At 57.1% G+C, this 23,365-nt stretch carries 23 protein-coding genes and 1 pseudogene; 7 read left to right on the top strand and 17 right to left on the bottom strand.

Annotated elements, in window-relative coordinates; genetic code table 11:
• The first annotated feature begins 96 nt into the window (after positions 1-96).
• Entirely contained in the window at positions 97-1,554 is a 1,458-nt protein-coding gene (locus tag CAI21_RS10825; protein WP_258868934.1) for an amidase, read from the top strand.
• Between the two features lie 68 nt (positions 1,555-1,622).
• Here the strand turns inward: CAI21_RS10825 and CAI21_RS24825 are convergent.
• Positions 1,623-2,362: pseudogene (locus tag CAI21_RS24825) on the bottom strand (helix-turn-helix transcriptional regulator).
• 93 nt (positions 2,363-2,455) lie between these two features.
• On the opposite strand from CAI21_RS24825, the gene CAI21_RS10815 reads away from it, so the two are divergent.
• A complete protein-coding gene (locus tag CAI21_RS10815; protein WP_116302299.1) occupies positions 2,456-3,997 on the top strand; it encodes an MFS transporter in 1,542 nt (513 codons plus the stop codon).
• A 194-nt stretch (positions 3,998-4,191) separates the two neighbouring features.
• On the opposite strand, the gene CAI21_RS24820 is transcribed toward CAI21_RS10815, so the two are convergent.
• The 11 genes from CAI21_RS24820 to CAI21_RS10770 form a co-directional block, all read right to left on the bottom strand.
• Positions 4,192-4,572 carry a GGDEF domain-containing protein gene (locus tag CAI21_RS24820; protein ID WP_258868090.1) on the bottom strand — a complete coding sequence of 127 codons (381 nt, stop codon included), beginning with the start codon at positions 4,570-4,572 and terminating at the stop codon, positions 4,192-4,194.
• Positions 4,503-5,159 carry a PAS domain-containing protein gene (locus CAI21_RS10810; protein ID WP_258868088.1) on the bottom strand — a complete coding sequence of 219 codons (657 nt, stop codon included), beginning with the start codon at positions 5,157-5,159 and terminating at the stop codon, positions 4,503-4,505. Before CAI21_RS10810 ends, CAI21_RS24820 begins: the two co-directional genes overlap by 70 nt.
• Positions 5,152-5,814: a hypothetical protein gene (locus tag CAI21_RS10805; protein ID WP_258868087.1), complete on the bottom strand. Its 663-nt coding sequence runs from the start codon at positions 5,812-5,814 to the stop codon at positions 5,152-5,154. The genes CAI21_RS10810 and CAI21_RS10805 overlap by 8 nt, the downstream gene beginning before the upstream one ends.
• 5 nt (positions 5,815-5,819) lie before the next feature.
• A complete protein-coding gene (locus CAI21_RS24815; RefSeq protein WP_258868086.1) occupies positions 5,820-6,116 on the bottom strand; it encodes a response regulator in 297 nt (98 codons plus the stop codon).
• A gap of 346 nt (positions 6,117-6,462) precedes the next feature.
• A complete protein-coding gene (locus CAI21_RS10800) occupies positions 6,463-9,570 on the bottom strand; it encodes an efflux RND transporter permease subunit (protein WP_116302298.1) in 3,108 nt (1,035 codons plus the stop codon).
• 1 nt (position 9,571) lies between these two features.
• Positions 9,572-10,561, bottom strand: coding sequence for an efflux RND transporter periplasmic adaptor subunit (locus tag CAI21_RS10795; protein WP_116302297.1), 990 nt, complete (start codon positions 10,559-10,561; stop codon positions 9,572-9,574).
• 553 nt (positions 10,562-11,114) lie between these two features.
• Positions 11,115-11,903 carry an aminoglycoside adenylyltransferase family protein gene (locus CAI21_RS10790; RefSeq protein WP_116302296.1) on the bottom strand — a complete coding sequence of 263 codons (789 nt, stop codon included), beginning with the start codon at positions 11,901-11,903 and terminating at the stop codon, positions 11,115-11,117.
• Positions 11,904-11,939: 36 nt separating this feature from the next.
• Entirely contained in the window at positions 11,940-12,725 is a 786-nt protein-coding gene (locus tag CAI21_RS10785; RefSeq protein ID WP_116302295.1) for a class I SAM-dependent methyltransferase, read from the bottom strand.
• Positions 12,726-13,130: 405 nt separating this feature from the next.
• Positions 13,131-13,961: an MBL fold metallo-hydrolase gene (locus CAI21_RS10780; protein WP_116302294.1), complete on the bottom strand. Its 831-nt coding sequence runs from the start codon at positions 13,959-13,961 to the stop codon at positions 13,131-13,133.
• Positions 13,951-14,121: a hypothetical protein gene (locus tag CAI21_RS10775; RefSeq protein ID WP_220347963.1), complete on the bottom strand. Its 171-nt coding sequence runs from the start codon at positions 14,119-14,121 to the stop codon at positions 13,951-13,953. Before CAI21_RS10775 ends, CAI21_RS10780 begins: the two co-directional genes overlap by 11 nt.
• Positions 14,122-14,447: 326 nt before the next feature.
• Entirely contained in the window at positions 14,448-15,101 is a 654-nt protein-coding gene (locus tag CAI21_RS10770; protein WP_116302292.1) for a radical SAM protein, read from the bottom strand.
• Between the two features lie 251 nt (positions 15,102-15,352).
• Here CAI21_RS10770 and CAI21_RS10765 point away from each other — a divergent pair, with 251 nt between their 5' ends.
• Positions 15,353-16,222 (top strand): arylamine N-acetyltransferase family protein, encoded by an 870-nt coding sequence (locus CAI21_RS10765; RefSeq protein ID WP_116302291.1) that lies wholly within the window; start codon positions 15,353-15,355, stop codon positions 16,220-16,222.
• A gap of 27 nt (positions 16,223-16,249) precedes the next feature.
• Here CAI21_RS10765 and CAI21_RS10760 read toward each other — a convergent pair whose 3' ends face one another.
• Together CAI21_RS10760 and CAI21_RS10755 are read right to left on the bottom strand one after the other, a co-directional pair.
• Entirely contained in the window at positions 16,250-16,840 is a 591-nt protein-coding gene (locus tag CAI21_RS10760) for a hypothetical protein (protein WP_116302290.1), read from the bottom strand.
• A gap of 121 nt (positions 16,841-16,961) precedes the next feature.
• Positions 16,962-17,882, bottom strand: coding sequence for a thioesterase family protein (locus CAI21_RS10755; protein WP_116302289.1), 921 nt, complete (start codon positions 17,880-17,882; stop codon positions 16,962-16,964).
• A 240-nt stretch (positions 17,883-18,122) separates the two neighbouring features.
• On the opposite strand from CAI21_RS10755, the gene CAI21_RS10750 reads away from it, so the two are divergent.
• Entirely contained in the window at positions 18,123-18,698 is a 576-nt protein-coding gene (locus CAI21_RS10750; protein ID WP_116302288.1) for an OsmC family protein, read from the top strand.
• A 76-nt stretch (positions 18,699-18,774) separates the two neighbouring features.
• Here CAI21_RS10750 and CAI21_RS10745 read toward each other — a convergent pair whose 3' ends face one another.
• Positions 18,775-19,206, bottom strand: coding sequence for a hypothetical protein (locus CAI21_RS10745; RefSeq protein ID WP_147305095.1), 432 nt, complete (start codon positions 19,204-19,206; stop codon positions 18,775-18,777).
• Positions 19,207-19,451: 245 nt separating this feature from the next.
• Here CAI21_RS10745 and CAI21_RS10740 point away from each other — a divergent pair, with 245 nt between their 5' ends.
• The 3 genes from CAI21_RS10740 to CAI21_RS10730 all read left to right on the top strand — a co-directional run bounded on the left by CAI21_RS10740 (position 19,452) and on the right by CAI21_RS10730 (position 21,721).
• Positions 19,452-19,862 carry an SRPBCC family protein gene (locus CAI21_RS10740; RefSeq protein ID WP_116302286.1) on the top strand — a complete coding sequence of 137 codons (411 nt, stop codon included), beginning with the start codon at positions 19,452-19,454 and terminating at the stop codon, positions 19,860-19,862.
• A gap of 58 nt (positions 19,863-19,920) precedes the next feature.
• The gene (locus CAI21_RS10735) at positions 19,921-20,688 is read left to right on the top strand and encodes an alpha/beta fold hydrolase (protein ID WP_116302285.1); all 768 of its coding nucleotides are present in this window, start codon (positions 19,921-19,923) and stop codon (positions 20,686-20,688) included.
• 178 nt (positions 20,689-20,866) lie between these two features.
• Positions 20,867-21,721, top strand: coding sequence for an ABC transporter substrate-binding protein (locus tag CAI21_RS10730; RefSeq protein ID WP_220347961.1), 855 nt, complete (start codon positions 20,867-20,869; stop codon positions 21,719-21,721).
• Positions 21,722-21,816: 95 nt separating this feature from the next.
• On the opposite strand, the gene CAI21_RS10725 is transcribed toward CAI21_RS10730, so the two are convergent.
• Together CAI21_RS10725 and CAI21_RS10720 are read right to left on the bottom strand one after the other, a co-directional pair.
• Positions 21,817-22,701, bottom strand: coding sequence for an NAD(P)/FAD-dependent oxidoreductase (locus tag CAI21_RS10725; RefSeq protein WP_116302284.1), 885 nt, complete (start codon positions 22,699-22,701; stop codon positions 21,817-21,819).
• Between the two features lie 140 nt (positions 22,702-22,841).
• Positions 22,842-23,288: an Rrf2 family transcriptional regulator gene (locus CAI21_RS10720; protein ID WP_116302326.1), complete on the bottom strand. Its 447-nt coding sequence runs from the start codon at positions 23,286-23,288 to the stop codon at positions 22,842-22,844.
• Positions 23,289-23,365: the final 77 nt, after the last annotated feature.

Here is a 23,365-nt window from a genome sequence, read left to right as displayed (position 1 = left end):
CAAAGCATTTTCAGCAGCCTACTAGGCTTCGCACGCCCTAACCACCATAACAGGAAAATGATATTTGAGGAGTACCGCAAGCTCGATGCCATATCGATGGCTGAGCTGATAAATACGGGCCAAGTATCCGCCGAAGCGCTGCTTGAGATCGCAATCCAGCGTGCCGAAGCCGTCGACGGCCAACTCAACGCGCTCACCCACCCCCTCTACGAGCACGCCCGCGAGCAGCTTGCCGGCGGCACCACAGGCCCTCTTGCCGGCGTACCGATGCTGGTAAAGGATCTGTTTCAGGAAATCGCCGGCGCACCTCACTACCGAGGCAGTCAAGCATTACTAGAAGCCGACATTCGCGCCACGGAGGATGCCGTTCTGGTCCGCCGCTGGAAAGCGGCTGGGTTGGTTCCCTTCGGCCGCACCAATACGCCGGAGTTCGGCGTCAAAAGTATTACCGAACCGGAAGCATTCGGCCCTAGCCGCAACCCTTGGAACCTTAAGCACACACCCGGCGGCTCTTCCGGCGGCTCGGCCGCCATGGTCGCTGCCGGCGTTGTGCCGGTTGCAGGCGGTAACGACGGCGGCGGCAGCATCCGTATTCCGGCCGCTTGCTGCGGTTTATTCGGTCTCAAACCGGGACGCGGTCGCACCCCTTGGGGGCCGACGCTCAGCGAGCTGATGCACGGCATGGTGACAAACCATGTGTTAACGCGCTCGGTACGCGATAGCGCCTTGATTCTCGACCTGACCCACGGCCCGGAGCCGGGCAGCCTTTTCCATATCGCACCGCCTAAACGCTCTTATCTAGAAGCGGCCCGAACGCCGCCCGGCAAGCTCGTCGTCGGCTTCTCCACAACCTCTCCGCTCGGCACCCCGGTCGCTTCGGAGGCCATCCAAGCGGTAGAAGATGCAGCGACGTTGCTGGACGATCTAGGCCATGAGGTCGAAGAAGCGCAACCGGCGATGGAAATGAAACAAATGTGCATGGATTGGCTGTATATCTGGTTCGGCCAATGCGCAGCGATCATAGAGGAAACAAAGCTCGAAACCGGCGCCGATCGAACCGGTTTCGAATCCGATACCCTCGCGATGGCAGCCGTCGGGCGGGCGCTGACGGTCGAAAAATACGAACACTGTCTTAGCCAGGCTCAAGCCTACATGCTCGCACTGGATAGCTTCCTCGACCGTTACGACTTCTGGCTAACCCCCACCTTGGCGCAGCCGCCCAGCGTGATCGGCGAGCATAAAACACCTGCCTGGCTAGAAAAACTCATACGAGCGAGCCTACGCATCGGCATGGCGAAGATAATAGTAAAAAGCGGTCAAATCGAGCGCGTTGCTTTGCAACACTTCGCAGCCACGCCTTTTACACAACTAGCGAACATGACCGGCGTCCCTGCCATGTCGGTGCCGCTTTACTGGTGCGACAACGGCTTACCGCTCGGTGTGCAGTTTGTCGGCGGGCATGGCGACGAAGGAAAACTACTGTCGCTCGCCGGCCAGCTCGAACAAGCGCGCCCCTGGTTCGATAAGCTACCCTCGCTGGGCACTGCCGGATAGCGACGATACAGCGTGCTCATGGCGGGCAAAGTAGACGATCATTCTAAGATGTCGGTGCGCGTCGACGATCATCGTTTCGTGGTCGAAATCCATGCGAACGGACTCGGGGTCGAGTATCGCCGCGATTCCTTGACAATACTCGTCCGCCCCCGCGTTTCCCACCACCGCCGAAAGTCCGCAGATACTTTCCGTAGCTCATCGATCAGCTCCAGCATCGCCGGGTCCTCGGGCGCGGCCGCTAAATCGCAGCGGAATTGAGTCAATAGCCGCGGCGCATCCCGCTGCCACTCGGGCAGTCGCCCACGCAGCTCTCCATCCGCGAACATCATCCGCATGACATTGCGCCGATAATGGTCTTTGCCGGCAAACCAAACAAGCGGTCGGCCGCAGTATTCCAGGCAATAACATCCCAACGCAGATTCATGACATAGGCGGGCCTGGCTACCAGATCATCCAGCAAGCGCTGCGTTAGCGGAGACACGGACAACCACTGGTAGCTCTCGGGCGGAGGGGGACGTCGGTGCGCCAGCATGAAGAGATGGCAACACTCCGCGTCGTCAAGTTTCAACGCATGGGCCAGATTCAAAAGAAACTGCTGCGAGACATTAATATCGCGCCCCTGTTCGAACCACGTATACCAGGTAAGCCCCACTCCGGCGAGCGCCGCCACTTCCTCTCGCCGCAAGCCGGGTGTGCGGCGGCGCCCCGTGATGGGTAAGCCGACATCTGCGGGTTTCAGCTTGTTTCGGTGGTGAAGCAAGAACTCCGTAAGTTCGTTCCGCGTTCGTGCAAGGGTCCGTTCCTTCACCGCATTACTCCTGGTAATAGGATAATTAGATATATTGTACCCCCACTAGAGCCGTATTAATAATGCCGCTTCCCATTCTATTCCGGAGGCGACATGAGTTCTTACGCTGGCCAACACACACCCCCTTCTCATACAGGCGCAGGCATCCGGGAATGGCTCGGGCTCGCCGTGCTCGCCTTACCGACCTTATTACTGGGGCTCGATGTCACTTTGCTGTATCTGGCACTGCCGGCGCTTGCTTTAGACCTCCAACCCAGCAGCACCCAGGCGCTCTGGATCATGGACATTTACGGCTTCATGATCGCAGGTTTTCTGATTACGATGGGAAATCTCGGCGACCGAATAGGCCGCCGCCGGCTGTTGCTGATCGGTGCCGGCGCCTTCGGTATCGCATCGGTCGTTGCGGCCTATTCCGTCAACGCCGAGATGCTGATCGCTGCGCGGGCAGCCTTGGGCGTGGCAGGTGCAACGCTGATGCCGTCCACCTTGGCTTTAATCAGCAACATGTTCAGCCTACCGCGTCAGCGCGCGCTTGCCATCGGGGTATGGGCTACGATGTTTGCCCTGGGCATGGCCGCCGGACCCATTGTCGGTGGCCTTTTACTGGATCTCTTCTGGTGGGGAGCGGCGTTTCTCGCGGCGGTTCCGGTCATCGCCATTCTTCTTATCACCGCGCCGCTGCTACTACCCGAATACCGCTCGCCAACCAAAGGTCGATTAGACCCGGTAAGCGTCTTGCTATCGCTCGCTGCTATTCTCTCGTCAATCTACGGCATCAAAGAAATGGCCAAGATAGGCTTTGAGCTGCAACCGCTAGTGGCATTAGCGGCAGGAATCGCATTATCCATCGTATTCGTGCGCCGACAACATCGGCTGGAGACGCCCCTGCTCGATATGAAACTGTTTTCCAGCCGGACCTTCAGCGCCGCTCTCGTGGTCTTGCTCGTCGGGCTGGTTGGCGTTTCCGGTGTGATGCTCTTAGTTACGCAGTATTTACAATTGGTGGCCGGCCTATCGCCGCTTATGGCCGGCCTGTGGATGGGACCGCCCGCACTGGCGATGGTCGCCGCCGGGATTACCGCTCCCCTCATTGCCCGACGCATCCGGCCCGGCTTAGTCGTCGCCACGGCCCTTGCCCTATCGACCGTCGGCTACCTACTGCTCACCCAACTCAAAGCCGACGCCTCGGGTATTATTATCGCCGTCACCGGTTTCTCGTTTGTTTATCTGGGGCTAGGCACCATCGCCGCGCTGGGAACGGACCTTGTCGTCGGAGCGGCACCGGTCGCCAAGGCGGGCTCAGCGTCGGCCATGTCGGAGATGGTACAGGAGCTCGGCGTCGCACTCGGTGTTGCCGTCCTGGGGAGTGTGGCGACCTTAGTCTATCGCGCCAACATTGGCGCTCATCTTGCGCCGGATCTCGCCACCGACGTGTCGACAGCGATGGGCGATAGCCTTTGGGCGGCCACCGCTATCGGCGATAGCTTGGCCGACAATCTACTACAAGAGGCCCAAGCAGCCTTTACCCTCGGCCTTAATGTGATTGGCTTAGTCGGCGGCATCGGCATTATAGGATTAGCGATTATATCGGCCGTATCGCTACGACATGTCCAAACTCTGAGCGAGGCCCCCTAAAACGCGACGCGCCCCACTTGGGGCGCCCGAGCCGAACAAGAGTCAACCGTTCTCGGCACTGCTCAACTCGAGACGAGACGACCTCAGTCATAAGTCGGCTTGAGGTTCGCGATACTCTGATCTCCCATGCGCATACCAACTTGGCGACGAAGGTGGCCGGAAGCAGCGCGGGATTCAAGAACGACCAACCTAAGCTACGACTCCTCGGCGCCACTTACCCGGTTACGCCCTGCGTTTTTGGCCCGATAGAGCGCGAGATCGGCTTGCTCGATCCATTCTTGATGGTTGGCAATCGCCGGGGTCAACGCTGCCACCCCTAGGCTGACCGTGACCTGTAAAACGCGACCGTCCATGGTAACCGTGGCTTTTTCTATTTCCTTGCGCAACCGTTCGGCGAAATACACGGCGGCATCCGCGCGTGTGTTAACGAGCACAACGCCAAACTCTTCCCCTCCGTAGCGACCGGCAATGTCGCTTTCTCGGACATTCCTACGGAGAACCGACGCTACGGTTCGCAGCACTTCGTCGCCGGCTTGATGGCCGAAAGTGTCGTTGAAGTATTTAAAATGGTCGATGTCGAACAGGACCAGCGCGGCCCCCCGCCGCCGCGTTGATAACGGCGAAATTCCTGAATCAGGCACGTTTCCCAATAACCCCGGTTATTCAACTTCGTAAGAGCATCGGTCCGACTCAGCTGCTCCAACTGATCGTTGGCCTCGGTAAGCGCCAGCTTGGTAACGGCGATATCGGTGACGTCATACACGATGAGGCAAGCATGAGTCACCTTCCCATGCGAAGAGCGCAAAGGAATCATCGTCGTATTCTGATACATAAACTCGGCGGTACCGGTGATAGGACGATAATTGCGGAACCGGAACAGATAAGGCCGCTGCTCCCAGATGGTAAAAGCTCTGTTATTAAGCAGAAAAACGGGGTCGACTTTATGTCGGAGCCAAGCCTCCGGGATCTCCGGAAACAACTCGAATAGCTCCCTGTCCATGACCTGCGTCGAACTCTTGCCGCTATGGCTTTCCATGAAGCTATTCCATAGCTGAATCCTATAGTTGCTGTCGAGCACCACGAGGCCGACATCGACATTTTGCAGTATTTCCAAAAGCCAGTGAAACTCGGCGATGTCGATTTTGGTATCGCTGTTATGCATTGATAAGAGGAGCCATTTTTTCGTTCAGGGAGGTCATCGAATCTTCTGTGAACAAAAGCAGCAGGTCGCAGCTAATGTCGTAATCTTCAATGGTATAGCAAATCTCGATCGCCAAGGTGCGGCTTCCGCGCGCCTTGCTGTTTTCAACCAACGCATCGATATCGCGGTGCTGGCCGAGGACGGTAGGATGCCCTTGGCTAAAGCGCGTATCCAGCTGATCGGCAATCCCTTTCAAACAAGCGCCGATAAGAATATTGCCGGTATCCAGTAATAATTCCGATTTCGCCGACTCATCAAGTTCGCCCCGGTATTTCATTAACCGCGCAAGATTAGGAATGCTAGTATCGTTAAAGATCAACAATGCCTCGCCCGCAATACCGGGCGACATGTAACCTTGGCACACAGCCGCTCCGCTACCGGAGCGGGTCGCCGCCGACAAGGCCATACTAAGCTCTCCGGGATCGAAGAGGTTGACGTTGGGAACCGGCAAAACGACAAACACATCCAGCAGCCTCGCCAGCAGATCCGCCGCCTGCCCCATAGCGACGTTGGCCAGCTCCCGATAACAATCGAAAGCGTTGACCGAAACATCCTGCTCCGGCCACTGCTCGCCCCCATCGCCCGCCAGCCCAGCGATATTTAACCGACCAAGCACGCTAGTCAGAAGCTTGCCGTCGATCGGTTTTTTATAAATTCCAGCGCCCCAAGTGCTTTTACGCGCCGACGCGCATCCGGTTGGATATCGCCAGAGATCACGACAACCGGTATATCCAGACCTTCGGCAGCCATGGCTTTGAGCACGTCGAAGCCGTCCATTACCGGCATAGTTAAATCCAACAGCATCAGCGCGGGGCGAGCTTTGCGAAGCATGCTCAAGCCCTCGGCCCCATCCTTGGCAAACATCACCTCAACGCCCCATGCTGGGTCTAGAGCCCGGGCAATTTGTTTGCGGGCCATGCTGGAATCGTCACAGATAAGTATGGATGTCGGCATATAAACAACGGGGTCTTTAATTATGCAGGCCTTCTCAGCCAGCGGGACGGGCGAAGCCGCAGCTTCGATCGCGCATACAACTAATGCCGATAATCGGCAATCCGCTTGAGCCTGTTAGCCCAAGGAAACAATCAGCACTTCCTTAATCAGGATAGCGCAGAATCAACCGCAAATCGGCGACATCAATCGCTTGGTGGAAAAAACAGTACGCGTGAGGGGGGGGCAAAATACCGATAGCTCGCCAAGAAACCCACGCAGGCGCACGCCTGCGTGGGTACAGTTAAGGCAACGCGGTACGACAAGCGTCGCTTTAGGCGGCAGGCACTGAATCCCGCTTGTTACGACGCGCCACCGCTCGGCCCATGAAGATTCTATATAACAGCGGTATCACAAATAGCGTCAGCACCGTCGAGAACGCTAAGCCCCATACGATAGCCGACGCCACCGGCCCCCACAGCATCGAGCGCCCGCCCAAGCCGACGGCGAGCGAGAACAGGCCCGCAATGGTTGTCAGCGAGGTGATCAGAATAGGTACCACACGACGGCGCCCGGCGTAAACGATGGCATGCAAGACCGTCATACCCGATTGCAAACGGCGATTTGCCGCATCGATCATCACGATCGCGGAGTTTACCGCGATACCTCCAAGGGCAATGACGCCATACATCGTAAAGAGACTAAGCGGCGCCTGCGTTACCACCAGCCCTAGCGTCACGCCAATAAAGGCCAGAGGCACGGTGACCAGAATCATAAACGGCTGCCAGTAGCTCTTAAACAGCGTCCCCAGGATCAGATAAATCAAGCCGATACCGAGTAAAAACAACATCAGCATGGCGTCCAGGCTTTCCTGGATATCGTCCATCTCGCCCGTAAAGTCGAGCACTACGCCCGGAAACCGATGCCGTATCTCCTGCCACTCGTTAACGACCTGGCGATTTGCCGCCAGGGTATTCATCTGCCGCTGATCGAGGTCGGCCTCCACCGTAATCACCCGGCGCATGTTGTAATGCCGGATGCTTGCCCGCCCCAATCCGGTTTCGACACTCAGCAATTGCCCAAGCGCAACCTCCCCGCCATCGGCGAGCACGATCGGTTGGCGCAACATGGCATCGATATCATGTGTCACCGTCGGTAGCGCGCGCACTCGCACCTCCAGCGTTTCGCCCTCGTGCTGCATGCTGGAGACTACCTCGCCATCCACCAGCAACCGCATCGTGCGAGCCAGATCCGCAGGGTTGATTTGCGCACGCCGCACCGCATCGCTATCGAAGCGGAAACGCAGCTCGTCTTTGCCGGAGGAGTCGTCGTCGATGATATCGGTTACACCCGGCATCGCCGCCAACACCTCCTTCAAGGCGTCCGCTGCGGCTCGCAATTCATCGAAATCGTTGCCGCGGACCTTGATATTGATAGGTTTAGAAGTCGGCGGACCGCCAGATAAGGTCAAAAAGGCGATGTTCTTCGGCCCTGCGGTGCTCATTACATCGGCGCGCACCTGTTCGACGATGTCGTCGGCATCCCGTCCATTGCGGCCGCGCGGCTGTAGGCTGACCATGACCTGACCGTAATTGTCGCCGAAAAAGGGCGCCGTTTCGGTAAACATCATGCCGGCCATGGCGCTGCTTCCGCGCAGCTCGTGGTCTTCGACACCGCTCAGTACTTTCGATTCGATGAGCTCAACATGACGCAGCGTGTCTTCCAGACTAGCGCCCGGCTCCATCTCGACGTTCACGTAGAACAGCCGCAACGGGTCGAAGGTGAAGAACTGCACCCGCACCAAGCCGGCGGCGAATGCCCCAATTGTCAGCACGAACAGCAAAACCACTGCCGCCAGCGAAAGCCAAGGCCTGCGTAGTACTTTGACCAAAGCCTGACTGTATTTCACCCGTAGCCAATGCGTACCGCGGACACGCAAGGCCTGCGTGCGGGACGGACGGTCGAACTGCACGCCTGCCGCGGAAATGTGAACGGGCAGCATCCAGTAAGCCTGGAACAGGCTTACCACGAGCGCGACAGTGACCACAAAGGGAATGACGAACATGAACTCGCCGACAATGCCGGGCATTAACATTAACGGCAAGAAAGCGGCAATAGTCGTCAGCACCGAGGTAGTCACCGGCGCAAAGACCTCACGCAGCGCTTCCAATACGGCCTGCATGGTCTCCATCCCGCGCTGCAAGCGGTAGTAGACGGATTCGACCACCACGACGGCATCGTCCACCAACATACCCAAGGCGATCACCACGCCCAGCAGGACCGATTGATTAAGCGTTTGGCCGCTTACGCTCAACACGAGGAAGGTGCCGGCCAGAACGAACGGAATACCGATACCGACGAAGAAGGCGATACGCCCGCCGAGAAACACGAACGCCACCGCAAACACAAACAGCAGCCCCAACAGCGCGTTCGTTTGCATGACATTGATCGCATCGCGGGTCGAGGCAGTCTGGTCGTCCAACAACACAAGCTGAACCCCCATGGGAGCCAGCAGGTCGTTCCTATCCTCAATGTACTCCCCGATCCGGGCTACCAGATCCAGCGTATTCGCATCGGCCGTTTTGCTGATGCCCAGCGTAACCGCGGGTCGCTGTTGATAGGAGACCATCTGTCTGGCATCCGAACGCCCCCGCTGCACATCCGCCAAACTCGCAATCGGGACTTCCCCGTAAGCGGTCAGCACAGGGAGCTGGGCGATGTAGGTGGGCTCGGCATCGGTACCTAGCACGCGCACCAACCATTGTCGCTCGCTGAGGCTGAGGTTCCCGGCCGAGGTATCGCGGAAATAGGCACTGATCGTATCGGCCAGCGCCGTGGCGGTGACGCCATACTGCTGGAGCCGCAGCGGATCGAAAAACACCTGTAGCTCCGGATCGTTCAGGCCAGCGGCATCCACGGTGTCCACACCGCGCAGCCGCTGGATATCTTGCCGAGCGATCCGCGCCTCGCGGCGCAGCATCTCATCGTTGCTTTGCCCGACGACGACGACGGTGGCAATGGGAAAGGCGTTGGACGTCGTAATCTCGCGGATCAGCGGGTCTTCGGCGGCCACCGGCAGCTCTTGGCTGCTCTTATTCTGAACCTCCCGCCGCAGATCGTTTAACCGCCGCTCGAAGGCGCGCGTGCCGATATCGTCGAAACGTACCAATATATCGGAAAGCCCTTCTCGGCTGGTGCTGGAGACAAAGCGGATATCGGGAACATTCTCGATAGCCTCTTCCAGCGGATCGGTCACCAGCTTCTCGACATCGGCCGCACTAGCGCCGGGAAAGGCCGTTATGATACTGATCCAATTAAAATTAACTTCCGGGTCTTGCGCACGAGGCAATGCCAGATAAGCCAGCACACCCAGAATAATAACGACCACGAAGGCAATGTTGGCCAGAACGTGGTTAGAGAGAAAAGCGCGCAGGAGCTGCATCCTAGTCCACCTTTACCGGATCACCGTCCTGTAGACGAAAGCGCCCGTCGGTGACTAGCAAACCTTCCAGCGTGTCGGACAGCGGTGCCGCACGCCCCTCTCTCGCTTGTTCCAGAGGTACGAAGCGCGCCCGCGGCTGCTCGCCGTCGTCAACGACAAACACACCGAGCCTCCCTCCACGGCTAAGCACCATACCTGGGGGAAGATGCGGAACATCGCTACGCCAGCTCAAGCGCCCCGCCGTACCCGGCAAGGGTCGCTCGCCGGAGAACGACAAGCGTACTTCTTGGCTGCGGTCGCGGTTATCCACCGCCGGCGCAACAGCCCGCAGCGTCAGCGGATAACGAACACCGCCCACAGCAAAGACGACGTCGCGAACCTCGTCGAGCGTTGCGACATCTTCGGTACGAATGCGTGCCGAAACCTCTATACTGTCGAGATCCAACAAACGCACGACCGGCGCCCCCGGGCTGACTAACTCGCCGACCTGCGCCAGCCGTTCCATCACAACGCCGCCGAAAGGAGCGCGCAGGGTTGTGCGTTCCAGGTCCGCTCGCGCCCGCGCCAACACCGCCTCCTGTGCCTCGCGCTCGCCGAGCAAGCTGGCAACCTCGGTCCTGTGTCGCTTAACCTCTTCCTCGGAAACGTCGCCGGTATCCATCAGCTTCTGCTTACGCTCCAGCTGATACTGGGCAAGCTCAATCCGAGCTGCAAGTACCCTTAAACTCGCCTGGGTTTGCGCCACTTGCAGTTGGTAATCGGTACCGTCCAAACGCGCAAGCACTGCGCCCTCGGACACCACATCGCCTACCCGAATAGGAACCTCCAGCACCCGGGCATTTACCTGAGCGCTGATACGGCTATCGTTCAGGCTCAAAACCGAAGCCGGCGCGCTCACTTCCGGAAAAACGACCAGCTCGTCCAGCGGCTGGGCCGACACCGGCACAGGTTGTGCAGCCCAAGCGGAACCCTGACTAAAAAACCGAAACACAAAAAGCCGCCCAAGGCAGAATACGACCTGACGTTAAACAGCGCGTAACGCCTTTCGAGTAACGCCTGGACACAAGCTGCGGCATGCCGAGATCAAATCCGAGAGACATCTTAGCGTCGATCCTATTTTCCATAATTCACGCACATGCGTACGCACACCGCGCCACCTTAAAGGGAGGGGTATAAGTTACAGCTAACATATTGATTTGGCGTGGCCTCATTAAGCCACGGTTTACGACAAAATGGAAGCTACGGCAGCAGGATAGCTTGTCTTTATCGGCCTAATCGGGGCCTGCATGCAGCACACGGTCGCAACACGCCGGGAGCATACGCCAAAAATTGCCCATACTCCCGGTTTGACGTTAAAGGCGCCGGGCAAATCACATTATCGAAAACACACGATTTAACGTCCGCCCTTGCTTCACTGATGTCTAATAAACATAACAATTTCGTCTTTTATTAAACCGTAGACATAATGCACGAGCCTCTCCCCTACGCGTGAGCAGGCTTTGCCTTACCGGCTCCCCCCGTTCTCCGGTATGGGGCAAACAACTTCAACCGTTCAGGCAAGCTATGATTCGCCCCTCCATGTAGCGAACAAGCTTCTCCAACTCAACTGCCCGAGGCCCCCAGTCGTCCTGGGTTCGACCAAGGTAAGCGAGCCTGGCCTCGCCGAGCAGATGGCCATGCTCAACCGGTAGCTGCTTTATGGCCCATTCGGCAGCCACATCTTTCGGGGCAATATCGCCCTCGGCGAGGGTCAACCACATACGCGCAAGCGTCAGGATCGTATTCCGCTCATCCCCCTCGACACCGCCCAGCACCGCGGGTAGAGAGTCCCGTATTGCTTGCCGAACAGCGCTCATCGTAACCGGCTCGAACAACTCGCCGGCATTGGGACCATAGAGCGGGACACTGTGATCCAAGACTTTCTTCAAGACGATCGTCAGGTCGGGGTCGGTAACCGGTTGCGGCACACTCCCGGCCTCAAAGTCGTCGCGCAGCCATTCGCCATAGACGAATTCGGCTGCGGGAGGATAACGCCAAGGCACCACGTCCGGCACATTGAGAACGGTCAGTTCCAACGGCCTGGCAGCAGGTGACTCGCCGACCCTCCCGGAAATCCGCAGCAAGCGCGAGAGTAGGTTACTGCGCTCTTCGTCGCCGAGCGGCCTAGCGGTCGCGACCAGGAGATCGACATCGCTGTCGACACGCAGACCTCCGATCACGGCCGAACCAAACAGATAAATACCGACTAACGAATCGCCAAGCAAATCTCGGACTGCCGCCTGGGCCTGCTCCGCTTCGCTAGGAATCTCAATAGTCTTTCGATTATCAACCATTTCCACTTACCGATTGAATCCATGACTGCCCACGGCTCAGACAACCGCCTGTTTCACCGCCCGCAGCGCCATAAATAAAGGAATTTCTTTCCAGGTGCGCCGGTCGGCCCGGCTTGGAGGCGTGCCCTTAGCAACCGTTTCCAGTACGGGGATTTCGCGCAGGGCATCGACCAGCAGGCCGACTTGACTCAAGCCATTGATGTAATCCGACAACGGCCGATGGAAGCTACGAGTCGCCCCCTTGCCTTTCCGATATCGCTGCATCGGTACGCTGAGCGGAGAAAGGTAATGATCCACACGCCGGTACCGAAGCTTCCGTTCGCCGTCCCAGCCCCAACCGCTTTGGCGGGGAATGCGGAAACAAGGGTGCATCATCACCGCCACCAAACGGCCGCCGGGACGCAACAGCTTGGCCGCATTCACTAAAGCGCCGGTTAGGGGGTGGATATCCTGCAGGCTGAGCAAAAAGACAGCGCCATCGAAACCCTGCTCGCCCAACGCCTCCAGTAATCCGGCCTGTGTGACGTCGCCCACTAAGAAACGGGCTCGTGGGCTTGTATTATGTTTGCGGGCAATGCGGATCAGCTTACGGCTAAGATCCACGCCTACATATTCGCCCGCAACCCACCGCGCCAATGCACCTGGGCCACACCCTAAATCCACTATCCGCTGCCCGGCGTCGCACTGTAAAAGCTCAACCGCCGTCGGCAGCACAACCTTACGGTGATAGAAACTGCCGCCTGGACCGGACCATCCGGCATACCAGTCGGCCACGCCATCCCAGCTATTGCTGGCCTCAGGTAAGGGATATTGCTTCGCCATATCGATATTCCTGTCATTGCATAAAACGACGGAATAAGTGGCGAGCGGGCGTTCGGTCAGAAGCCGGGCACAGAAAACCGCCCCGCGACCAAACTAAGAATGTCGGGAATTAGAGAATCAGCGCCATCCGCTCGCCACTTAGGCGATGCGCAGGCGTCCAAGGTTGGTGTAAGCGCGGAAAGAGAAAAGCATGAGAATTAACCGTTTGTTCTCTTGAGTCGAATGGCAAAGTTTAAAAAGACCCCCAAAGGGCTGTCAAGTAGCTGTGCTGGGCCAGAAGCGCCGCTGCGCGCGAGCAGGAGACACAAGCAAAGGCCGTTAGTCCGAAAATGCGCTTTGCGGCCACCGATAGCACTACACCTTTTGCCAAGGAAGACGGACAGCGAACCGCGGCCCCGGCTATGCTCAGCGGCTCCTAGCGGTGTCCCTTAAGCCGTCTATAGCGGACCGGATCAAGTTCTTATAGCTAACGTCGCCGAGCGTAATCAGCTTTGCAGGCCAAAACTCCTTGCGCCCGACCAGTCTCTTGTAGATTTCCCTATCCGTCAGCCCCTTATCGACCAACTCGGCAACGTCGCTCACCACGCTTTCGAAAAAAGCGAGCTTTCGTTTAATGTGGTTCACTGGGTTACCAAACTGCGGGTTATGGCCACAAAACAACGCATCGAACTCTAAGGAGGCAATCTTCTTAAGGGAGGCGATCGTTCGCATAACGCTCTCGTCGGATCGAAAGTACTTGATTCTAGCCCCTAAATACATATCGCCAGAGAACAGCCACCCTTGCTCTGCTTCCCAATAAACCACATGGTCGTCGCTGTGACCGGGAGTGTGAATTACCTGAAACCGATACTTATCGCTTTCTACCTGGCCGGCGATTTCCCGTACCTCGGTGGGCTTTAGACTCCCCCACATATAAAGCTCGTAAGGCTTCAGCGCAATGCGCTTACGCAACGCCTGGCATGTCAACGGATGGCCGTACACCGGAATCTGCCGCCGTTCGACCAAGTACGCCGCATTACCGGCATGATCTTCGTGATAATGGGTAAGATAAACGTGCTCTACCTGTTCCCACTCCACGAGCCGAACAAAAGACTCGTGCGCGTTGGACGGGCCGCAATCGATCAGAATATTGTCCAGTTGGTAGCAAATAGCCGACATCAGGGGCTTTCCGACGGGGGCGAATCCCATCCGCAACCCCTTAACAGGCCCAAAGTCCAGTACCTGCTCAAGACGCATGGCACGCGTCCCCAACGTCCAAGGCCAGGGTCCGGTTCTCGCTCGGCGCCGTATTCGTTTCGGTTTCGATGCGAAACCGTCGGTAAATGTCAGGCAGCTTGTATAAATTCTTGCTGCCGTCGATAAACCCGGTCTGCATATAGAAAATGTAGGTCGTCAAAAGCCAGTTCGTAAAATCCTGCTTTGATCGTAAGTGCTCTTTCATCGAGCCGATCACCCAACCATACGTAGCCCACAGATCGGTACAGGTTTCACAATCCCTCGCACTACCGACACAACACCTTCGCGTTGTCCTTAAATCGGCATTGTAGGCCCGGAACTGAGTGGGGTATTTCTTTCCCTCTCTCATTCTTTCCTGATTAGCGGGGTGATCGAACGTAACGCTAGGGCAAACGTTATACCCCCACGGAACACCAAACAGATTTCGTTTGGCAATCGTACTGTTAATATAGGGACTGGAAACGACTTGCCTGGGATACTTTTCAATCATTCGATTAATTTTGTCGATAGCGTCCGCGAAACCGAGCCGATGGTTGTACTTCCCCCTTGCTTCGCCAAGTCTGCGTAAAAGTTATACGCAACATAATTGCCATTCTGAATCATTCGATCGGTAGCGCTTTCGATACCATCGGTACATCCGGCGACGGTTGTATAATAAAAGCCGACTCGATCGTCGCCTTTAAAATTGCTCAACGCTTCTGAAAATACGTCCCGCTTATCTTGCCCACGCAAAAACGTATCTTGCGACTCGTCCCCCCAAAATGAGACGGCAACCCGAATATTCTCCAGTCCGTCCCGCGGGACGGGCAGCGACCCGTTGGTTACTACGGTTAATTTAAAGTGCTTTGCCAGCAGTCTTAAGCGGTCGAGCTCCAACGCCGGCTCTCCGCCTACGACGGTAAGCATATTAGTACCTCTCGCCTTCTCCGCCTCTACAAAGGCTTCGAATTCCCGGCGGCTGGAGATCTTCTTGTGTCGATCCATCCCTTCGACGAAGAAATAACAACCGACGCAGCGCAGGTTACATTTATGGGTAAGGTCGAGAAGAGAAGATTTCATGTTGCCCGCCGCTTTGATCTCGCCAAAAAGGCCGGCCAGAAATGGATCTTGCAGGTAAGCCTTAAGAGAAGCACCTTTCATCAGAAAATCCCTTTCCTATGAAAAACGAAATCGACACTAGCGAGAATACATTTTAGCGACTTAGCCAAATCAACTAAAACAATTTTTCCGAGAAAATCGAAAACACTCGTTGCTACCGTATTCACACGGCTCGCCCAGCAATCCAGAGCTTATCCGGTTCGAGGTCAAATCAAGGCTTGACCTCAGGCTTAGTTGAGGCCCTACCCTTCTATCACCCGTGCACCACCCGCGCTCGAAACGGAGACCTACACATGATCGCGTCCACGACCTCCAACCTGCACCCGACCGCCCGCTGGGAGACAGAAGGCCTCGATCTAGATGCCTACCTAGCACGCATTGGCTACGACGGGCCACTGGCCGCAGACGTTGCCTCGTTGCGCGCCTTGCAGCGAGCACACTTGGCAGCGATTCCGTTCGAGAACCTAGATGTCATAAGCGGCGGGGAAATTCGTCTGGACATCGCCAGTCTACAGGACAAGCTCGTTCGTCGACGCCGCGGCGGTTACTGCCACGAGCAAAACATCCTTTTTGCGACCGTACTCGACCGCCTCGGCTTCACGGTAGAGGGACGCAGTGCCCGCATTCTGATGGGCAACGACGAGCGCGAACTGACTGCAATGTCGCATACGATCCTTGCCGTACAAGCGGAGAGTAGAGACTGGCACATCGATGTCGGTGTCGGAAACGAGGGCCCGCGGGAGCCCATTCCACTGGCGGATGGCATCGAGGCTCGGCATGACCGCTGGATCTATAGGTTAGACCGAGCGGTATCCGGACACTGGGTGCTGCGACATCGACGCGGCGATGACTGGTTCAATCTCTACCAGTTCTCAGAGGAGCGTTACTATCGGGCGGACTACGCAGATCATAACTACGTTGTCTCGCACCATCCCGATTCGCCGTTCACACGCCAAATCATCGTTCAACGCAACGGCGCGGACACCCGTTACGCATTGACGGACCGGACGCTGAAGGTCTTCCGTCCCGGTAAGGAACCCGAGGAGCGGGAGATCGAAGCCGAGGCGGTGATCGAGTTGCTGAGGGAAACATTCGCGTTACACCTGGCTATAGACCAGGAGAAAAGATTGCTCGAACGTTTGCAGGCCATCCCGCCTTCCTGAACCAAGAGCAAAAGGCCGCATCGAGTATTACCCGCTGCTAGTTCGTACCGCTTGCCGCCGATACCCGACCACTGCGACCAGCGTAACACAGGCCAGCCCCGTAGCGACCGGGAAGAGTACTGTGGTTAGCGTGTACTGCTCCAGGGCCGCAACCGCCACGGCATTCCGTACCGCGAAGATGGCAAAGAATACTAGGTTCTCTTCATGCGGCCGCACGTACGCTTTTCTGAGTGTAGGCCCAAAGCCGATAACATCTACAGCAGTCAGAACGACCACCGCCCACAACGGATCGGAAGTGAAGTACCACAGCGGCAACGAGCTCATCGCCGCGAGCAAGAACCACCAGTCCTGCCGGGTAATGACGCTGTCGGCTCTGCGGCTATAGGCCAGTATTGCGATGTAGAGGGAGATAAGCCCGGAAACGCCAATAGGCCAAGCACCGACACCGCCGCCACCGCTAAGCTGAGCCAGGAATGCGATAAACGTGCTGGAGCCCCAAATTACCCACGAGAACACATGCGGCTTAGTCTTATGCTGCCGAATGGCTCGGATATACGGCACAAAGCCGACAAACGTCAACCCGATAGCAATGCCGCTAAGAACTCCCCGTTCGATCATGCCCTGGCAACCAACTATATGCTCATATCCGAACCCACCGTATTGTTACGATCCTCGCACCGGCAAAAGTATAGCGCAGAAGGCTTGTGGCAGTTTTTGGCAAGGGCAACGCGATCGGCCACTAGAGCGTAAGTTCGGGAACGAGGAAATGCTCAAGCTTTTGGCGCGCACTGTCCGGAATGGTAATGGCCCGCCGCTCGTCGAGATCGAACATCACCGCCACAGCCTCAGCCGTCACTACCGCTTCGCCTGTGCTCAGGTCGAACATCCAGTGACAGAGCTGATAGGCCTTCGAACCGACCTCGCGAACCCCACTGTGCAAAGCGAGTAAATCGCCGGCCTGTGGTGCACGACGATAGCAAAAGCGGTACTCCAACGCTGCGCCGCCGATGCGGCGCTTAACCTCGGTGCGGTCGCTACGAAGGTGGTGCAAAAGGTTGGGCACGGCATCCGAGATCACGCCCATGCAGGCACGGGCCGAAAGATGTCCGTCGGCATTGCAAAGGCTGGGCAGCACCGCACCCGTATAGGTGCGCACCATGCCCAGTTGTTCCGCCTCGCTCAGCATGGGTGCTCGACGCGGGGGCCGCAACTCCAACCCGCGCGGCGCGGCATGTGCGGGCAGCTCCACCTCCACGCTTGCCGCTGCCTGGAGTGCGGCATCCGGAATCGGTCGCGGCTTCCCGGTGGCGATGTCACACAGCTCGACCTCCATCACGAAGGTAGCGGCGACATCGTCTGTTGCCGGGTTGGTCATTTCTTGTAAGAGCTGAAGGCGGTCGCGAGTCGCACTCAGCGTGCCTCCGGTAATCCGAACGGGCGCTCCGGGGTGTTGCTCGCGCAGAAAACGCACATGGCAGGTCCGAGCGGTCAGACGTGCACCCTCACGCCGTACGAACTCGGGCCCCAAGCCCAAACGGTGAGCAAATACTTGCAGCCCTACATCCGCCTTCTCCATATAGAACTGAACATTCATATGGCCCATTTGGTCGACTTCCCAGGCCTGGACACTGCCACGGTAGATCTCGATCGGTGCTGGCATGAATAACTCTCATTGTTGCGATACCGGAAGACGGCACAGGCGGACCGCCTCCAACTTATAGAGATTATGCTAATAATCAGATGCAGCGCAAAACGAGCATCGTCGATCGCGCACAGCGAACCGGCCGCGGCGTCTTGCTACCCACGTTATAACGAAACGATTTAACAAGCGGGCTTTGGCCTATGCACCTCCCCCCAATATCAACGCTCATCTCACTCGGCACAGCGTTAGGAGATCCGCATGCACAGCCAAAGCCAGGTCAACGGGGTTGACGTCAAACAAATGGTCTCGACCATCAATGCGATTAACGAGGACACGCCACTGGCCGGATTCCAGTTCCGCGCCAGCAACAAGTGGGTTAACGGCAGTAATAACTGCACCACCGTTAGCAACTTCTACGGCGCGGGCGAGGAGCAGCGGCACCAGCCGCCGTTTCGGTATGAAGAGGACGAAGCGCCGGTACTGCTGGGGCAAGATAAAGGCGCCAATCCGGTAGAATACTTGCTTACCGCCCTCGCCGGCTGCCTCACCACAACGTTGGTGCTACACGCCGCCGCCAAAGGCATTGAGCTGGACACGGTCGAATCCGAGCTGGAAGGCGATCTCGATGTCCGTGGGATGCTCGGCCTGGACGAGAGTGTCCGTAACGGCTACCGGGATATCCGCGTACGCTTTCGCGTTAGCTCGCCCACCGCCTCCGAAGCGGAGCTGCAACAACTTGTCGAACTCGCGCAACAACGCTCGCCCGTGTTCGATATCGTCACTCACGAGGTACCCGTACATGTGACGCTAGAACCGCCTCAGTCGCTTACATGACGCGGCAACGCGGAATGGGGTATGGTGAATTCAAGTACCCGCGGGTATTCTGCCGTCGTCTCTAGAAACATGACTCTTAGATCGCCTTCGATCTCGGATTTTTCTGACTTAGGCGGATTTCCAGCGTGTGATTACTCGGCAGTAACTGGTGACCGGTATCGATTTTCCGACCTTGTTCGTCGATCACCGCACTGAAACCTAAAAGGGCGATGTGCCTGCTGCCCTCGACATAGAATACAAGCCTGTCGGCAAAGAACTCGCGCCACGTCTCGCCATAAAAGGGGATCCTGGCGAAGAACTGGCGGAAGAAGAAGTCTATGTCGTCGGCAAGCCCTTCTCTTGCCTTAATTTCTGCGAGCTTTTCTTCGAACTTCTCTTCGTCGGACCATCGTAGGTCAAAGAAGTAGTTCTCGTCCACCAGCAGGATCTTTACTTTCGGGTGCTCGCCCTTTAACAGATCCGTATGGCGTTTGTCCGACGCGTCGGAGCAAGCGATCATGCTCGTCATAAGGAATAACCCAAGAAGTGCCCTTTTAATCATCTTTTGCGCCTGAACATGCGAGAGTAGTCGATCGACTTGGTCGATTTGCAGTATGCGCTAATGATACTACGGCATTCCAGACCTCGCACCGTTGCAAAGCGCCGCGGCCGTAACCCAACCTTTCCTTGCCAAGATATTGCAGCCGCTGTCGACCTGCCCTGTCGCTATTCGACTATAGGGCACTGTCACAGATATTACTCAAGGATAAGCCAATGAAGATCACCATCGAAACGGTTGTGAAAGCCGAGCTGCATAAGGTCTGGGAGGCTTGGAACAACCCGGCCGATATCAAGCAGTGGAATTCCGCTCAGGATGACTGGCACACAGTCCGGAGCGTGGTCGATCTGCGGGAAGGAGGTAAGTTTCTATCGCGTATGGAAGCCAAGGACGGCAGTGTAGGCTTCGACTTCGAAGGCACCTACACCCGCGTTGTCCCGTACCGAAGCATCGAATACCGAATGAGCGACGGCCGCGAGGTCGGAATCGAGTTTGTCGAACGTGCCGACGGTATCCTCGTAAAAGAAACCTTCGATGCAGAAACCGAAAATTCGCCCGAATTACAGCGTACCGGCTGGCAGGCCATCCTGGACAACTTCGGCCGCTATGTGGAGACCAAAGCTTAAGCCCGGTATTTCTGCTTGCGGGCCGTAACCTTAAAGAGCGAATACTGGAGGCGACGACATGAATTATCTTCTTGTTCCCGGCGCATGGGCGGGAGAATGGGTGTGGAACGAAACCGCCTCTTGTCTTAGAAAGTGGGGGCATACCGTTCATACGATCACATTGTCTGGACTCGATGGCGCGTCGACGCCTTCCCGTACTCGCCTCGACACCCATGTTCAAGACGTACTCCGGTACGCGAGACGCGAAGGCTTGAAACAGGCTGTGTTGGTCGGTCATAGCTATTCTGGACTCGTGGTAGGGCAAGCGGCGGCACTAGCGCCCAACCTCTTTCTGCATAGCGTGTTTGTCGAGGCGTTCTTACCCATAGACGGTCAATCCCTGTTCGACGTGTCAGGGTTAGACCCCTCGCACGAGAAACAACTGATTGCAGCCAATTCGGGGCTTTGGCCCGCCCCCACAGTGACTGAACTCCGTCAGGAGCCTCTACTCAATACCGCGCACATCGAGTTTCTATCGACGAGATTCGTCGGCCATCCCGGGCTAACCGTTTCGGAGCCTGCCGCACTGGCGAAGCCCCTTTCGACCCTTAACGCTACGTTTATTGCTAGACCCGGTTGGCTCGCGGGTTCCCGAGAGCTGGAGCTGATTAAAGCGCTTAGGCAGGAGAGATCGTGGACCTTCAAGACCGTGGACGGCGGTCATTGGCCGATGATCACTGTGCCGGAAAGATTATCCGAACTTCTGCATACCGTATCGGAGAAACAGGGGGTAAAAGACAGCGGGCGGCGGCTAGCACTCCTTCACGCTCAGATTTGCCTTAAGTAAAGACAAGAATACAGCCGCCTCACACGTTGGAATCGACACCTTCTCCTACCCGCCCTGTTCACAAGCAGGGCGATTTCTGCAACGCGACGTTCCATTTTCAGTAAGATCAACAATCGACAAGCATCAACCCCTGTGCGAGAATGATAATTATTATTATTCGCATGGAGCGCCTACACTCGTGAAGCTGAAGCCCGCTACCCTAATCGCCACCGTCCTTTTCGCCGCAACTACCGCTCACGCCGGCGAGCGGATTGTTTCTTTCGATCACGGCAGCCTCGATACTCTGGAAGAACTCGGCCTCAACGAGCACATTGTCGCGCTGCCTAAACAGGCCCTACCGGAATATCTCGAACGTTATGCCAGTGCCGATTATGCCGATGTCGGCGGCCTACGGACCCCCGATTTCGAGGCCATTCGCGACGCCGAACCCAGCCTGATTCTGATTACCGGCCGCCAAGTCGAGTGGCAGCAGACATTCGAAGAAATCGCCCCTGTGCTGAACACCGGTTTAGACGGCAGCGACTACCTTGGCGCTTTCAATGAGAATGTACGGGATTTGGCCGCTCGACTCGACGCCGCCGCAGAAGCCGAAAGTGCTCTAGAACGCCTTCGCGTCCATATCGAGCACGCACGCGAAACGCTAGCCGGCACAGCGCCGGTGCTGGTCGCCACCCATAACGACGGTAATCTGATTCTCAGCAGCCATCCGGTGATGTATGACGTGCTCGGTCTAACCCAACCCGAGATCCCCGACAGCGTACCCAGCCTTGAGCGTGGCAGCCGCATATTCCGCCCGCTTTCTGCCGAGGCCGTCGCCGAAATGGCCCCGGAAACCCTGCTGATCATCGATCGCAGCGGAGCCATCGGCGGCGATTCCGTCGATCTCGACACCGTGCGTGCCGCCTTCGCCGAAGCCGGAGCCGAGGAAACCAAACTCGTCGTACTCTCTCCTGCCCTTTGGTACCTTTCCGGCGGCGGTCTACAGAGCTTAAGCCTACAGATCGACGAAGTGGTTACTGCACTGCAACACTGACACTCTTCCGGAAATATAGCGGCCGGCAAGCCGCTATATTCGCCCAACAGCAACCTGTTACCCACCCTGCTCCGGCAGTATTTGAGGCGAAGCTCTCACAGACCGAACATTAACGAACGGTGCACAGCCGTCCCTGCCATTGCACCATCGCCCACCGCCAGCGGAACCGATCCTGCGGCACGAGCCATATCGCCACACGCAAATACGCCAGGAATCGACGTTGCCTTGAACTGATCCGTTTTGACGATATCCCCAAGCGGCGTCTCTTCTAAGGCGCAGCCCATCTCGACAACCACCGGGCATGGCCGAACGCGGGGGGCAACGAATAGTCCAGCCAACGGAAAGGCACGGCCATCCTGCATGGCAACGGTAACGCCCTCGCCTTCAAGGCCCGCCACGGCCCCCTCTTCTACCGCAACGCCTCGCGCCTCTAACTGAGCCTGCTGTTCAAGATCAAGTGCGCTTCCATTGAGAAACAACGTTGTCCGGCCCCAATCGGGCAACATCAACGCTTGGTGCATAGACATCTGAGAACCCGCCAGCACACCGATCCGCCCTTCATTAAGTTCGTAGCCGTGACAATAAGGGCAATGAAAGACGTGCTTACCCCAACGCTCGGCCAAGCCGGGAATGTCCGGGAGTTCATCGATGACACCTGTCGCTAGGATGAGGCGACGCGCACGGCTTTCGCTTCCATCCGAAAGCGCTACGATAAACCCGTCGGCCTCGCCGCTCACCGTACGAACAGTACCTTCTTTCCACTCCACGGTTGGATACGCCAATAGCTGCTCCCGGCCTTGGGCCGCAATTTGCCCTGGCGGCACACCGTCTTGCCCCAGAAAGCCATGGGAATGCTCAGAGAATCGGTTACGCCGCAAACCGGCATCAATGACTAAAACTCGACGCCGCGCGCGCGCCAACGGCAGCGCGGCGGATAGACCGGCATAGCTACCTCCGATGATAATTGCGTCCAAGAGCATAGAACGTCCTCCAGCAAATATTGTTTTCACGTATCTTTTGTTGTTACATAATAAGCGGGCAGCGTCAATGCCTGTGACGCACCCAGGGAGCGGTTCTACAACTTAGGCTGGGAAGGAAAAGGCAACCGGAAAACGATTGTTCAGTGCGGGGTATTCTTGCTTCGCTGGTCGACAATGGCGTCGAACTCGCCAGCCAGATCGGCCAGGGTGACCGCACCCAGACGCTCTATCAGTAGTTTCTCCGCCTGCTGCAAGGCATCGGCTATGGCATCGTTGACAACGCGCTCTACCGCACAATCAGGGTTTTGCCGGTCCGTGCCGATCGCAAAGATGCGGGGGCCGCCCACGGCATGGTGGATATCCAGTAACGTGACAGCATCGAGATCGCAGGCAATTTGCCACCCGCCCTTATGGCCTTTTTCCGATTGCACATAACCTGCTTTACGTAGACCGGCCATGGTACGACGCACGACAGCGGCATTCGTGCCCAACATAGTTGCTAGCTGCTCGGAGGTAATGGGGTCATCCTCCCGTGCCATATGTAACAGCACATGCAACATGCGGGACAAGCGACTATCGGTTCTCACAGCTGACTCAAATGGAAACGTGCGATGGATTAATAAGGAATCGGCCAAGACATAGCGACCGTCACACACACTATCAT

Source organism: Alkalilimnicola ehrlichii, from assembly GCF_003399765.1.
Taxonomy (GTDB): domain Bacteria; phylum Pseudomonadota; class Gammaproteobacteria; order Nitrococcales; family AK92; genus AK92.
This window is presented reverse-complemented; position numbering and strand designations above follow the sequence as displayed.